Here is a 14,548-nt window from a genome sequence, read left to right on the forward strand (position 1 = left end):
ATATAGGTTGTTGTCCTTGCAAACATAGTGAAAAATGATGATTTCACTCCATTTTTCATATTGGATTCTGATGACTGTCCGGATTAGGACGTGTATTTTCTTCTTTTGGCAGAATTATTTTCTCTTTTTCGAGGGAGTATTCGTTTGTTGATAACCGTCAACACATTTGTTGACAATTGTCAACAAATGATTGCTCCTTGTAAGAGATTGATTTGCTTTTCCTTATAGGCTTCTTCAATCAAGGGTGAAAAAACATTGCACTTTGGTAGACAAAACAAAACACTGATATTCGCATGGAAGGAAATGGGAAGGTCTTTTAGGTCTTTAAAGTCATTAAGGTCTTTTAGGTTTTTCACTGACCTAAAAGACTTTAAAGACCTAAAAGACTTTAAAGACCTAAAAGACGTCAAAAACCTATGAGTCGCGCATCTTCACTTCTCAAAATATTTGCCCCTCCTGAAAGGACAGTGGTCGCGACTACTTGTATACGCTGGAGATTGTATAGAGAGTAGGTGGGAGAGGGAGAGGGAGAGGGAGAGGGAGAGGGAGAGGGAGAGGGAGAGGGAGAGGGAGAGGGAGAGGGAGAGGGAGAGGAAAAGCCGGTTTAAACCCATTCGCTCAGTTCGAGCCAACGCATTGTTTTTTCGTCGATCAGATCAATTACTTCGGCGATGCGGGCGGATTTTTCGAGTAGTTCGTCGTTGGATAAGGTGCCGCTGCTCATGGCGGTTTCCAGTGTTTCTTTTTCGGCTTCGAGCTGGGGGATTTCGGCTTCGAGGGCTTCAAACTCTTTCTGCTCTTTGTAGGTCAGTTTCTTTTTCGCTTCGGCGGGTTTGGACTGGGGTTTGTCGATGGCTTGTTTTTGCTGGGCCAAGCGTGCGGCTTCGGCCTCTTTCTCGATCCGGTCCTGCTCTTCTTTCCAGTCGCGATACTGGCTGTAGTTGCCCGGGAAGTCTTTGATATCGGCATTGCCGCGGAAGACGAGCAGGTGGTCGACAACCTTATCCATAAAGTAACGGTCGTGCGATACCACAATGGCACATCCTTTGAAGTTTCGCAGGTATTCCTCCAATACATTCAAGGTGACAATATCCAGGTCGTTGGTCGGCTCATCGAGAATCAGGAAGTTGGGGTTGCGCATCAAAACGGTGCAGAGGTAAAGGCGGCGCTTCTCGCCACCGCTCAGTTTGTAGACATAGCTGTGCTGGCGGTCGGGCGTGAAGAGGAAGTAGTTGAGGAACTGGGAAACGCCGAGTTTCTTCCCGTCGCCCAGGTCGACGAATTCGGCAATATCCTGAACGACATCGATCACCTTCATCTGTTCGTCGAACTGCAGGCCTTCCTGGCTGTAATAGCCGAAACGCACGGTCTCGCCGATATCGAACCGGCCGCTATCGGGAGCCACTTCGCCGATCAGCATCTTGATAAACGTGCTTTTGCCCGTTCCGTTATTGCCGACGATACCCATCTTTTCGTAGCGGGCAAAGGTGTAATTGAAATCTTCAACGATCCGGATCTCGCCGAAACGTTTACTCACCTGTTCGGCTTCGAAGATTTTCGAACCGATATAGGAGGCTTTCACATCAAGGTTCACCTGCGAATTGTCCCGTTGTTGCTTTGCCCGTTTCTCCAGTTCGTAAAAGGCATCGATCCGGTATTTGGCTTTGGTGCCGCGTGCCTGGGGCTGGCGGCGCATCCATTCCAGTTCGGTGCGCAACAGGTTGTTCGCCCGTTCGATATCGGCATTGATGGCTTCGACGCGTTCTTCCCTTTTCTCGAGGTAATAGCTGTAGTTTCCTTTGTACTGATACACCTGCTGCCGGTCGATCTCCATAATCTCATTGCATACGCGGTCGAGGAAATAGCGGTCGTGTGTGACCATCAACAGGCTGACACGCGAGCGGCTCAGGTAGTCTTCCAGCCATTCGGTCATCTCCAGGTCGAGGTGGTTGGTCGGCTCGTCGAGCAGCAATAATTCGGGTTCATCGATCAACACATTGGCCAAGGCGACCCGCTTGAGCTGACCGCCGGATAAGGTTTCTACCGGCTGATCGAAGTCGGTGATTTTGAGTTGTCCCAGGATCTGTTTTGCTTTCTGTTCGTAGTCCCACGCCTTGGCATTGTCCATACGCAACAGGATATCTTCGAGTTTTTCCTGATCGTCTTTCGACAGGGCATCCTCGTATTCGGCAATCAGGCGGACTGTTTCGTTGGCCGAGTGGAAGCAAGCCTGCAGGACGGTCAGTCCCGCGGGATACGTAGGCGACTGTTCGAGGTAGCCTACGCGCAGCCCGTTACGAAACACCACCGAACCGCTATCGTATCCTTCTTTGCCTGCGATGATATTGAGTAATGTTGTTTTGCCTGCTCCGTTCTTGGCGATCAGACCGATCTTTTGTCCCTGAGCGATCCCGAAATTGATGTTCTCGAATAAAACTAAGTCACCGAAGCTTTTGGTGAGTTCAACCTGCATGTAGCTGACCATGGAGTGTATATATTATATATGTGTTTATTTGCGCACACAAAGATAGGCAAGTTGTTGTGCCGAAAGGTAGGGGGAAAGTGGATTTTTTCTTATTTTTACACCGTTTTACCTAATTTGAAATACTTTTTATCCTAAAAACGTGTATTTATGTGGACAGCAATGGTTATTATTTTTCTGGTAGGTTATCTGATGATTGCTTTGGAACATCCTTTGCGGATCAACAAAGCCGGAACAGCGTTATTAACAGGAACGGTCTTATGGGTGCTTTATACTTTCTCGGCGCAGGACCTGATTCCCTTAGTCTCGAGTGAAGCATTCAAGGAGTTCCTCGAGGGACATCCCGCTTTATTGTCTGTTCCTTTTGCCGAGCAATGCTCCCGGTTCGTAGTCGATCATCAGGTATTGGAGTCTGTCGGAGAGATTGCTGAGACATTGATATTCCTTATTGGTGCGATGATCACGGTGGAACTGATCGATACCCACGGCGGGTTTATGTTTGTCACCAACCGGATCACGACGCGCGACCGCAAAAAACTCCTGATCCTGATCTCTATCCTGACGTTCTTCTTCTCAGCCGTATTGGACAACCTGACGACTTCGATCGTGATGATTATGCTTGTGCGCAAACTGATTGGCGACGTGAAGGAACGCTGGGTGTTCGGCAGTATCATCATTATCGCGGCCAATAGCGGGGGAGCCTGGTCGCCTATTGGTGACGTAACAACCATTATGCTTTGGGTGCGCGGGAATGTCTCCACGGGAGAAACCATTCCCAACCTGTTCCTGCCCAGTTTGATCTCCGCGGCTATACCGGTGATGATCGCTTGCAGCCGCATGCGCGGGCAGGTGACGCCACCGATCCATTTCAAGGAAGACAGCAATAGCGAGTTGTTGAAAGCATTGAAAAAGCGCGAGAAGCTCTCGATCCTGATTCTGGGGGTTGCCTGTCTGATCTTTGTGCCGATCTTCAAAACGATCACCCACCTGCCGCCTTTCATGGGTATCCTGTTCGGCGTAGGGCTTTTGTGGGTGTTTACCGATATCATGTACCGTTGGAACCGGATCGAAGACGATCTGCGCCTGAGCCTGAATAAGGTGGTACACCGGATCGACGGTACGACTTTATTGTTCTTCCTCGGGATCCTGATGGCGGTCGATGCCTTGCGCGCGGCCGGTATCCTGGGTGAGTTCTCCGTCTGGCTGGATGGCGCGGTCGGGAATGTCTATGCGGTGAATATGATTATCGGTGCCTTGTCGTCTATTGTCGATAACGTGCCGTTGGTAGCCGGGGCTATCGGTATGTATCCGGTGGCTAACGAAGCGATGGTCGCTGCCGCTGCCGATCCGGCGTATATGGCGCAGTTCATGGTCGACGGTGTGTTCTGGCAGTTCCTGGCCTATTGTGCCGGAGTAGGAGGTAGCATGCTGATTATCGGCTCGGCCGCCGGCGTGGTGGTGATGGGCTTGGAGCGCATACCTTTCGGCTGGTACCTCAAGAATATCACCTGGATGGCAGCCATCGGTTATGTGGCCGGTGCCTTCTTCTATATCTTACAACGTATCGTGTTGGGTGTTTTCTAAAACAGCATACGTATGATATTGATCGCAGACAGCGGCTCCACCAAAACGGACTGGCGGGTGGCGGAGCTTGGTGAGACGGTGAAGCAAGTGAAGACCACCGGCATGAATCCTTTTCTGCAGGAGCAGGAAGAGATAGCCGAAGAATTGCGCCTGTCGTTGTTTCCCGAAATCAAAGAGTATCCGATACAGGCCGTCTTTTTCTATGGCGCGGGATGTGCTTTTCCGAAAGAGAAAGTCTTGTTGGCCGAAGCCATTGGCGAAGGGGTAAATGCCCCGGTCGAGGTGTATAGCGACCTGATGGGTGCGGCCCGCGGACTCTGCGGGCACATGGCGGGCATCGCTTGTATCCTGGGCACCGGATCGAACTCCTGTCGTTACGATGGCGTCGAGATCATTCAACATACGCCCCCATTGGGTTTTATCCTGGGTGATGAAGGCAGTGGGGCCGCATTGGGCAAACGCCTGGTGAACAGTTGTCTGAAAAACCAATTGCCCGCGTCGTTGCGCGAGCAGTTCCTTTCGACGTACGAGCTGGATGCGGAAGAGATCCTGGATCGGGTCTATCGCCAACCGTTTCCCAACCGCTTCCTGGCTAATCTTTCCCGCTTCTTACTCGATCACCTGACGGAAGAACCCATACACGACCTGGTGTTGGAGGGTTTCAAAGAGTTTCTGGTGCGCAACGTCAAACCCTATCAAGGATCCGATCAATACCCTATCCATTTCACCGGCTCCATCGCCTATTTCTTTCAGTCGGTCTTGCGCGAGGCCGTCCTTGCCGTGGGGCTTCATCCGGGCATCATTACCCAGTCGCCGATGGAAGGATTGATCCGTTACCATAGCTTACCCCAGGAATAATGGCTTTCGAACGCATCACCGAAGAGGAATCGCTCTATCATCATCTGGAAGAGAAGAGTGTAGCGGAATTGCTGGTTGATATCAACCGGGAAGACCAGAAAGTGGCGCTGGCCGTTGAGAAAGAAATCCCGCAGATCGAACGGTTTGTCACGCTTTTAGTCGAACGCATGAAAGCGGGCGGCCGGCTTTTTTATATCGGTGCGGGCACGAGCGGTCGCCTGGGCGTATTGGATGCTTCGGAAGTGCCGCCAACCTTTGGCGCCCCCGATAGTTGGGTGATCGGACTGATTGCCGGAGGCGACCGGGCCCTGCGCCATCCCATCGAATCGGCGGAAGACGATCAGCAGCAGGGGTGGAAAGACTTGTCTGCCTTCCGGATCGATGCCAAAGACAGCCTTGTCGGTATTGCCGCTTCGGGCACTACGCCTTATGTCGTGGGTGCCTTGCGTGCGGCGCGTGCGCATGGTATATTGACCGCTTCGATCTCTTGTAATCCGGACTCTCCGATTGCCCGCGAGGCGGAAATTGCCATCGAGCCTATCGTCGGACCCGAGTTTGTGACCGGCAGCACCCGCATGAAAGCCGGGACAGCCCAGAAGATGGTATTGAACATGATCTCTACGGCCGCCATGATCCGCCTGGGACGCGTGAAGAACAACCGCATGATCCACATGCAACTGACCAACCAGAAACTGATCGAACGGGGCAGCCGGATGCTGATGGAAGAACTGCACCTCGACTACGAACAAGCCCGGCAGGTTCTGCTCTTGCACGGCTCCGTTTCGGAGGCCCTCGCCTCCTACCACCGCCAATGGCGCCTGAATCAATAATTTTTTTGTATGTTTGCAACTCCAAACAAAAAAGCAAGAAACAAATGAGTATATTTTCCAAACTTTTCGGGAAGAAGAAAGAAGAAACGGCAGAGGGTGTCGACCTCAATGAACGTTCGGTAGAAGAGTTTATGACCCTGGTGAGGGTGTATTATCAAGGGGTGATCGCCGTGAATCTGGGCATTACCAATCTGAATATGTTGCCCGACCTGGCCCTGTTCAAGCGTATGCTTAAGATTCCGACGCAGAACAACAAACCGGGACTGGCCGAGAAGTCGCGCGTAAAGAAAGTCCTGATGCAGGACTACGATATCCAGGACTATTTCTTCAAAGAGATCGACGGTTCGGTCAAGAAGAACTGCCGCAACGCCCAGCAGATCCAGCCTTATTTCTATAAGTTCCAGGGTTTCTGCACCGACCTGTTTCAGATGCTCGATGGCCTGATGAAGTGGAAGTTCCGCTTCGCCATGCTGGTGAAGAAAGCTTTGTACAGCCAGACAGAGAAGACGGTGCATGAGATCATGACCCGCTCGGAATGGAAAGAGGTCAGCGACCAGAAAGCCGCCTGGAGCATCCGCAAATACACGGAGTATCTGGGCTATTCGGAGCAATGGGTGACTGATTTTGTTTATCATATAGTTCTTCTGGCGCGCGACGATGCCAAGCGCGATGCGAAGAAGAATAAATAATCCCCTCGACGTACGATGAATCATCCGGTTGAAACGCATCCGTTGGGTTTTTTCCTTCCGGAGAATACCCGCTTGTTGATGCTCGGCAGTTTCCCTCCGCCGCGGCAGCGCTGGTCGATGGAGTTCTATTATCCGAATATCATCAACGATATGTGGCGCATTCTGGGCCTTGTCTTTTATGGCGATAAAGACTATTTCCTGCTGACGAAGAAAGCGTTCAGTAAAGAGAAAGCCGAACGTTTTTGCCGGGAGAAAGGCATCGGCTTGGGCGATACGGCAGTGGAGGTGGTGCGCTTGAAAGCCAATGCTTCCGATAAGTTTCTGGAGATTGTCACGCCGATCGACCTGGCAGCGGTCTTGCAGCAGATCCCGCATTGCGAAGCGATAGTCGTGACGGGGCAGAAGGCAATGGATACCTTGCTCTCGGTGATGCCCGGGGTGGCGGAACCGGCGGTAGGAACATTTGTGCCCTGTAATTATCAGGGGCGGCCGCTTAAAGTCTTTCGGATGCCCTCCTCATCCCGCGCTTATCCTAAGCCTTTAGAAGAAAAGGCGGCGATCTACCGGGGAATGTTTCAAGAGCTGGGGGTTGAAGGGACTTAAGGGGTCTAAGGGGTCTAAGGGGTTTAAGGTCATCCTTTAAGCCCCTTAGACCCCTTAGACCCCTTAAACCCTTTAAGCCCCTTAAACCCCTTCTTCCCCTTTAGGTAAAAAGCAATCAAAAGGCTTCCCCGGTAAATCTCCGGCAGGGAATGATTCGTTGTCTTTTGCCGATTCTCCCGGCGGATAGCTTCGTAGGTAGGCTTTAATTGGTAGAAGGCTTTGCGTGCCTCGTAGACGGCACGAGCATTCCGGGGGTGTCCGGTGAAGAGGAACTTCGCCGCTGCCAGGTAATCGGCCCAGAAGCGGAAGCGCATCACGGCTTTCATTTCTTTCTCCGGCAGGTTCTTATAGATCATCAAGAGGTTATTTCGGAAATTGAGGAAGGTCTTTCGCGGACTCTCCATCTCGAGGGTGGCACCGCCGACATGGTAGACCAGGGACTGAGGCGTACAGACCAGTCGATAGCCCCGGCAGCGCAACCGCCAGCACAGGTCGATCTCTTCCTGATGGGCAAAGAAGGTGGCATCCAGTCCGCCGGCTTCTTTGTAGACTGCCGTCCGGATAAACAGGCAGGCGCCGCTGGCCCACAACACATCTGTAGTTTGGTCGTATTGTCCTTCGTCTTTTTCCACGCAGTGCAGGATTCGTCCCCGGCAGAAAGGGTAACCGTATCGGTCGAGGTATCCGCCGGCCGCTCCGGCATATTCGAAATGATCCCTTTTCCGCTCCGCGCGGATCTTGGGTTGCACGGCGGCCACCGTCGGCTCGTTCGCCAAGACCGCCAATGGCGCGTCCAGCCAGTTGGGCGTCACTACCACATCGCTATTCAAGAGCACCGTATATTCCGTGTCGATCTCTTCAAGCGCCCGGTTGTAGCCTTCGGCAAAACCATAGTTGCGGTCCAGCGTGATGAGGCGTACTTCCGGAAAGGTCGATTTCAGATAGGCGATCGAATCGTCGGAGGAACCGTTATCTGCCACCACGACCTCGGCGCGATCTGCCGGACTATGCGCCAGGACGGAAGGAAGAAACTGCCGGAGCAATTCGCTCCCGTTCCAGTTGAGGATAACGATCGATACCTTTTTCATTTCTTTTCTATATCGCTTCTTTTGTGTTTCCACCGCTTGTGGCTCCAAAGCCAGTAGGCCGGCGCGCGCAAGATACTCTTTTCCATCTTACGGGCGTATTGTTCGGTGATCCAAAATTCGGGTGTTTCTTTGGGTGTAGTGGTCAGTACTTCGAACTCAACACTGTAGTATCCCCGTTTGATCTTTTTGATATCCGAATAGATCACCGGCAGATCGAGCTTGCGGGCGATGCGTTCGGGTCCCGAGAACATCGGAGTCTCCTGGTTTAGGAACTCCGTCCAGTAATGGATATTGCCTTTGCTGGGCGTCTGGTCGGCAAGGAAGATCACCACCGCGGGCGTTCGGTTGTTCTTGAGGTTGATCATGTCGCGGATCGTATTGTTCTTCTTGATGCCCTGCGCGCCAAAGCGGGTACGCAGTCGGATAAAGAGTTTATCGAATATCTTACTGTTCAACGGGCGATAGATCTGGTAGAGGCGCGCTTCGGCGAAGGTGGAGGAGGAGTGGGTGTACCATTCCCAGTTCCCGTAATGTCCCATCAAAAGGACCAGGCAGGTATGCCCTTCGGCAATCAGCCGGTCGATCAGTTCCGGATTGACCAATAATGCCCGCCGGCGCACTTCTTTTTCGGAGATATGCGCCAGTTTGATGGTCTCTATGATATAGTCGGCGAAGTGGCGGAAGAATTCCTTTTCCATCCCTCGCCGTTCCTTCTCGGACTGTTCCGGAAAAGCATTCTTCATGTTCCGGCGAACGACCTTTACCCGGTAGCGCACCACCCGGTAAATGATAAAATAAAGGATATCCGACACCACATAAAGCACCGGCAGAGGAAGTAAGGCATGGACTTTGATCCAGGCGTACACCATAGCGTATCCGATCTTTTCTCCCATGGCTTATCTGGCTTTTGTTACTAACGCGCTTTGACTTTCATTCCATATACCGAGAACCACCTCTTGTGTCTCGTTGATCAACGCCTTGTCGTAGGGTGCTTCCACGCGGATATAGTTCTCCGTAAAGCCCTGCATCATCTCTCCTTTGCGCGTATGCTCGAAAAGCACGATGGCTTTCTCGCCCTGATGCGCTTCGTAGAACGCGATACGTTTCTTTTCGGAAAGATCCAATAAGGCCTGGCTGCGCCGGTGTTTGACTTTGGGGTCAACCTTATACTCGATGTTCAACGCCTGGGTGCCGGGGCGTTCCGAATAGCTGAAGACGTGCAATTGGCTGATGTCTATACTCTCGATAAAACGTAATGTTTCCTCGAACAGTTCGTCGGTCTCCCCTCGCGTGCCGACAATCACATCGACGCCGATAAAGGCGTGCGGGATCACCTCTTTGATCTTTTCGATCTTGTGGCGAAACAAGGCGGTATCGTAGCGGCGGCGCATCAGTTTCAATACGCTGTCGCTTCCGCTCTGCAGTGGGATATGGAAATGGGGAGCGAATCGCTTACTTTTGGCGACGAAATCGATCGCCTCGTCGGTGATCAGGTTGGGCTCGATGGAAGAGATCCGGTAGCGCGCGATGCCTTCGACTTCATCCAGGGCTTTCAAGAGGTCGATAAAGCTCTCGCCGGTGCTTTTGCCGAAATCGCCGATATTGACGCCGGTCAAGACGATCTCTTTCCCACCTTTCGCGGCCACCTCTTTCGCCTGTTCTACCAGGCTGGCAATATTGCCGTTGCGGCTTCTGCCCCGGGCGAAAGGAATGGTGCAATACGAACAGTAATAATCGCAGCCATCCTGCACTTTGAGGAAATGGCGGGTTCGGTCGTCGGCCGAGCACGACGGCGAGAAGGCGCGTATGTCTTTGGAGGAAGAAGAGATGACTGTTCCTTTTTCTTTTTTGGTCAGGTCGTCCAGGTATTGGAAGATATCCAGTTTCTGTTCGGTACCCAAGACCAGGTCGACCCCTTCGATATGCGCCACCTCTTCGGGTTTCAACTGGGCATAACAACCGGTGACGATCATAAAGGCGCCGGGATGTTGTTTACTGATCCGGCGAATGACCTGCCGGCATTTCTTGTCCGCCAGTTCGGTCACCGAACAGGTGTTGATCACACAGATATCCGCTTTCTCGCCCGGTCTGGTCTTGCGCACGCCATGTTCGGCCAGGCTTTTCCCAATGGTGGATGTTTCGGCGAAATTGAGTTTGCAACCCAAGGTATAATAGGCCGCGGTTTTATTTTGAAAAATACTTTGATCGATCATAATCTGCGAATTGAACATAGGAACGGAGTATGGAGATTTAAAAATCAAGAACTCCCTATCCGGGATTCTCCATTTCCGATTTTTTTCGAGTGCAAAGTTAATGAAAAGCCACTATGTTCCGGGGCTTTTTTGTTGGATATCTGCATTATTGTCCATACTTTTGCACAATATTCACAAATATGTGCTATGATTAAAGAGAATTTTATCAAGCTTTATGAAGACAGCTTCAAAGAGAACTGGGAATTACCCGCTTTGACTGATTACAGTAAGAACAAAACCTATACCTTTAAGGATGTAGCTACGGATATCGCAAAGATCCATATTATATTTAATGAGTGTCAGATCCGCCGGGGCGATAAGATTGCTTTGGTCGGGAAAGATTGCGCGCATTGGTGTGTTGTTTATATGGCGGCGGTGACTTATGGCGCGATAATCGTGCCGATCTTACAGGACTTCAGTGCAAACGATATTCATCATATCATCAACCATTCCGGTTCGGTCTTCCTTTTTGTCAGCGACAAGATCTGGGATTCGTTGGAAGAAGATAAGATCGATAACCTGCGTGGCGTGTTCTCCCTGTCCGACTACCGTTGCCTGCACCAGCGCGACGGCGAAAGCATCCAGAAGCTGATGTTGGCGTTGGACGAGAAGATGGAAGCGAAGTATCCGAAAGGATTCCAGAAAGAAGATATTCAATATGCCGAACTGGGCAACGAGAAGGTGGTACTGTTGAACTACACTTCGGGTACGACCGGATTCAGTAAAGGTGTGATGCTTACCGGAAACAATCTGGCGGGCAATGTAACCTACGCCCGGACGTTGGATGTGATCTTCCGGGGCGAACGGATGTTGTGCTTCCTGCCTTTGGCGCATGCTTATAGCTGCGCGTTCAACTTCCTGGTGCCGATGGCTTTCGGTGCGCATGTCTATATATTAGGTAAGGTGCCTTCGCCCAAGATCCTGTTGAAAGCTTTCGAAGAAATCAAACCCAATCTGATCATTACCGTGCCGTTGATCCTGGAAAAGATCTACAAAAAGATGATCCTTCCGCAACTCAACAAGCGTACCTTGAAACTGGCGTTGAATATCCCGTTGCTCGACGCGCGGATCTACACCAAGATCCGCAAGAGCCTGGTCGATGCCATGGGCGGACGCTTCCGGGAAGTGATCGTTGGCGGTGCGGCGATGAACCAGGAGGTGACGGATTTCCTGTATAAGATCAAGTTTCCTTTCACGATCGGCTACGGTATGACCGAGTGCGGTCCGTTGATCAGTTACGACAGCAATAAAGAATTCATCCCGGGCTCTTGTGGCCAGGTGTTGAAAGGCATTATGCAGGTGCGGATCGATTCGAAGAATCCGTATCACCAGGTGGGCGAGATCCAGGTCAAAGGCGAGAATGTGATGACCGGTTATTATAAGAACGACGAAGCCACGCGCAATGTCTTTACCAAAGACGGCTGGTTGAAAACCGGCGACCTGGGCACGATCGACGAGAACAACCGCATTTACATCCGCGGAAGAAGCAAGACGATGATCCTCGGAGCAAGCGGCCAAAACATTTACCCCGAAGAGATCGAGTCGAAACTCAATAACCTGCCTTTTGTGATGGAAAGTGTGGTGGTTGAGAAGAACGGCAAATTGGTCGGGCTGGTTTATCCCGATTATGAAGCAGTTGATAATACGGGTCTTTCACATGACGACATCTCTGTGGTGATGGAGCAGAACCGTGTCGAATTGAATAAGCTATTGGCTCCTTACGAGACCGTCTCTACCTTGCAACTTTACCCGACCGAATTCGAAAAAACGCCGAAGAAGAGCATTAAAAGATATTTGTATACAAATTATTAGGAGGTTAGGTCTTTTAGGTCATTTAAGTCTTTTAGGAATTTAGGTCTTTTAGGTCTTTTAAGTCCTAAATGAGCTCAAAGACTTAAAAGACCTAAACTCCTAAATTCCTAAAAACAACTAAACAACAAACACAATGAAAAAGTCTTTATTCACTTCCCTCCTTTGGGCAGTGCCTTATTTTTTATTCAGCCAAACGCCAGTCGATACGCTTGTTCAACTTCAGAATATAGAAATCAAAGGTTCGCGCTTTAGCGGTTTGAGTGGCGGCGAAGTCAAACGCCTGCAAGTCGATGGAAACCTAACGAGCCTGCCCACAACGGCAGCCGATGCCTTACGGCAGATCCCTTCCCTGAGTACGGATATCGAAGGCGGAATCACTTTCCGCGGTTCGAACGAAACGAGCGCACTCTTGAATCGTGTCCCTTACGGGCTGTTGGAAGAGTATAGTGGCGATATGTTGATTCAGCTGCCGGCGCTCTTCTTCAATCAGATGGAGGTGTTAGCTGCGCCACCGATCGAATGGATTCCCGACGGAGATGCCGGACTGTTGAATCTTACGTCCACCTATTCGGCGCAAGATTCGCCTTTGCAACTGACCCTGGGCGGGGGATGGAACGAACGGTATAACGCCGGAGCGGTATTGAACCTGCATCCGGGAAAGTTCCACCTGTTAGCCCGCTACAACTACCGCCGCGAGTTTCGCGAGCGAAGCTTTAATAAGACAACGACCACGCCGACCGGCACAACGGCCATGAACAATAACGCTTCGGCTCGTCCCGATACCCATCTGGCGGACCTTGAACTGGGGTATGACCTGACCGCGAAAGACCGCTTGACCCTCTACGGCCTGTATTACCTGATGGACTACTACCGCTACGGCGGAATCAACAATACCCGCCTCAATCCGCAGGGCGAGGTGATGAACCGGATGTTGCGTCACCGACATAATAATCAACAGCAGGAAGCTTACGCCGCCGAAATGCGCTGGAAACATCTTTTTGCCCAACCGGGCGACTGGCTGGAGTTTACCTTTAATTATAACAACTTCGTTTACGACGAAGACAATGACTATCAGAACGAGAACCCGCAGACGAATGCCATCGTCGCCCAGGATAATCTCTTTATCCGGCAGCAGAAAGATAATTATTACTGGGCGGTGAACTACCGCAAAGCCATGGATCATGGCTTTATTCTCAAGGCCGGATACCTTGGCCGATACAAAAAAGAAAACTATACGGCAGATGCGGCTAACCTGAAGGAGGGCAGTTGGGTGGCAAACCCGCAGAAGACCGACGATTACGACTTCAACCGCCTGACAAACCTGGTGTATGCTTCGGTTGAAAAACAATGGGATAACATTAGCGGAGAAGTCGGGCTGCAAGCCGAACAGAGTCGACAGAAAGCCGCCGATGTGGAGAACAACTATTTCCAGCTCTATCCCCGCCTGCGTTTTACGTTTCAACCCGACCGGATGAACCGCTACACGCTGGCCTATCAGCAACGGGTGATCCGTCCGCTGGGCGTCGAACTGAATCCGTTTATCGACCGGGCGGATGCCACGTTCGTGAAGCAAGGAAATCCGGACCTGATGAACGAGATTATTCATTCCGTCGAACTGGCGTACCAGCTGGATGGGGCAGGTTTCCGCTTGTCGCCCGCCCTGTACTATCGCTACAAGGACAACCGCATCATGGATGTGTTGCAAACCATAGGGGAGGAGACGGTCTGGCAGAAACAGAACGTAGGCTCGAATAGTCAATTCGGCGCCGAACTTTCTACCGCCTGGACACCCGTTCGTTTCCTGACCCTCAGCCTGTCGGGCCATCTCTTCCGCGACGAGATCGACGGCCGAACGATCGGTTACAACGAGAAGAAATCCATGACGTGCTGGGATGTGAAAGGGGCATTGAATATCCATTTCACACCGGATACCGAATTGCAGATCGACGGCTATCATATCTCCGACCAACTGACGCCCCAGGGAAAGATAAAAAGTCATGCCACCTTGAATGCCGGCCTCTCCCAATACCTGATGGATCGGAAGCTGCGCCTGAACCTGAGCGTCAATAATCTCTTCGATACCCTGAAAGAAACAACGCTGATCGATACCGAAGCCCTGCAGATGCGCCAGGAACGCAACCGGGATGCCCGCGTCTCCTGGCTGACGGCAACTTATTTGTTTTAGATCGCTTTTCCGCCCGATAACGCTCTTTTTCCCGGAACCCTACCGGGAAAAATCAGTAAGAGCTACCTCAAAAATTGCTAAGAGGTACCTCAAAATGAATTATGACGTACCTCAAAAATGATTATGACGTACCTCATAATCCGTTTTGAGGTACCTCTTACCGAT

At 51.3% G+C, this 14,548-nt stretch carries 11 protein-coding genes; 7 read left to right on the forward strand and 4 right to left on the reverse strand.

All coding sequences use genetic code 11. The features are described 5' to 3' along the window. Positions 1-604: 604 nt before the first annotated feature. Complete coding sequence (locus tag M2133_RS00905) at positions 605-2,485, reverse strand: ATP-binding cassette domain-containing protein (protein WP_277464074.1); 1,881 nt, start codon at positions 2,483-2,485, stop codon at positions 605-607. Positions 2,486-2,632: 147 nt separating this feature from the next. On the opposite strand from M2133_RS00905, the gene nhaD reads away from it, so the two are divergent. From nhaD to M2133_RS00930, 5 genes are read left to right on the forward strand one after another with little or no spacing between them, the layout of a single operon-like run. Beyond that, the gene (nhaD, locus tag M2133_RS00910) at positions 2,633-4,066 is read left to right on the forward strand and encodes a sodium:proton antiporter NhaD (RefSeq protein WP_277464075.1); all 1,434 of its coding nucleotides are present in this window, start codon (positions 2,633-2,635) and stop codon (positions 4,064-4,066) included. A gap of 12 nt (positions 4,067-4,078) precedes the next feature. Beyond that, positions 4,079-4,924: an ATPase gene (locus M2133_RS00915; protein WP_277464076.1), complete on the forward strand. Its 846-nt coding sequence runs from the start codon at positions 4,079-4,081 to the stop codon at positions 4,922-4,924. Further along, complete coding sequence (gene murQ / locus M2133_RS00920; protein WP_277464077.1) at positions 4,924-5,754, forward strand: N-acetylmuramic acid 6-phosphate etherase; 831 nt, start codon at positions 4,924-4,926, stop codon at positions 5,752-5,754. The genes M2133_RS00915 and murQ overlap by 1 nt, the downstream gene beginning before the upstream one ends. Before the next feature lie 44 nt (positions 5,755-5,798). Beyond that, the gene (locus tag M2133_RS00925) at positions 5,799-6,443 is read left to right on the forward strand and encodes a hypothetical protein (protein ID WP_277464078.1); all 645 of its coding nucleotides are present in this window, start codon (positions 5,799-5,801) and stop codon (positions 6,441-6,443) included. Between the two features lie 15 nt (positions 6,444-6,458). Then, positions 6,459-7,046 carry a uracil-DNA glycosylase family protein gene (locus M2133_RS00930; protein WP_277464079.1) on the forward strand — a complete coding sequence of 196 codons (588 nt, stop codon included), beginning with the start codon at positions 6,459-6,461 and terminating at the stop codon, positions 7,044-7,046. Between the two features lie 29 nt (positions 7,047-7,075). Here the strand turns inward: M2133_RS00930 and M2133_RS00935 are convergent, their stop codons facing one another. Genes M2133_RS00935 through mtaB form a run of 3 tightly spaced genes read right to left on the reverse strand, consistent with a single transcriptional unit; the run spans position 7,076 to position 10,347 of the window. After that, a complete protein-coding gene (locus M2133_RS00935) occupies positions 7,076-8,134 on the reverse strand; it encodes a glycosyltransferase family 2 protein (RefSeq protein ID WP_277464080.1) in 1,059 nt (352 codons plus the stop codon). After that, positions 8,131-9,027, reverse strand: a complete 897-nt coding sequence (locus M2133_RS00940) for a lysophospholipid acyltransferase family protein (protein WP_277464081.1) — start codon at positions 9,025-9,027, stop codon at positions 8,131-8,133. The genes M2133_RS00935 and M2133_RS00940 overlap by 4 nt, the downstream gene beginning before the upstream one ends. 3 nt (positions 9,028-9,030) lie before the next feature. Then, positions 9,031-10,347 carry a tRNA (N(6)-L-threonylcarbamoyladenosine(37)-C(2))-methylthiotransferase MtaB gene (mtaB, locus tag M2133_RS00945; protein ID WP_277464082.1) on the reverse strand — a complete coding sequence of 439 codons (1,317 nt, stop codon included), beginning with the start codon at positions 10,345-10,347 and terminating at the stop codon, positions 9,031-9,033. 186 nt (positions 10,348-10,533) lie between these two features. Between mtaB and M2133_RS00950 the strand changes: the two genes are divergently transcribed. Together M2133_RS00950 and M2133_RS00955 are read left to right on the forward strand one after the other, a co-directional pair. Beyond that, entirely contained in the window at positions 10,534-12,198 is a 1,665-nt protein-coding gene (locus M2133_RS00950; protein WP_277464083.1) for an AMP-binding protein, read from the forward strand. Between the two features lie 133 nt (positions 12,199-12,331). Further along, entirely contained in the window at positions 12,332-14,383 is a 2,052-nt protein-coding gene (locus tag M2133_RS00955) for an outer membrane beta-barrel family protein (RefSeq protein WP_277464084.1), read from the forward strand. Positions 14,384-14,548 lie beyond the last annotated feature (165 nt).

It is taken from the genome of Parabacteroides sp. PF5-6 (assembly GCF_029504695.1).
Classification (GTDB): domain Bacteria; phylum Bacteroidota; class Bacteroidia; order Bacteroidales; family Tannerellaceae; genus QVMG01.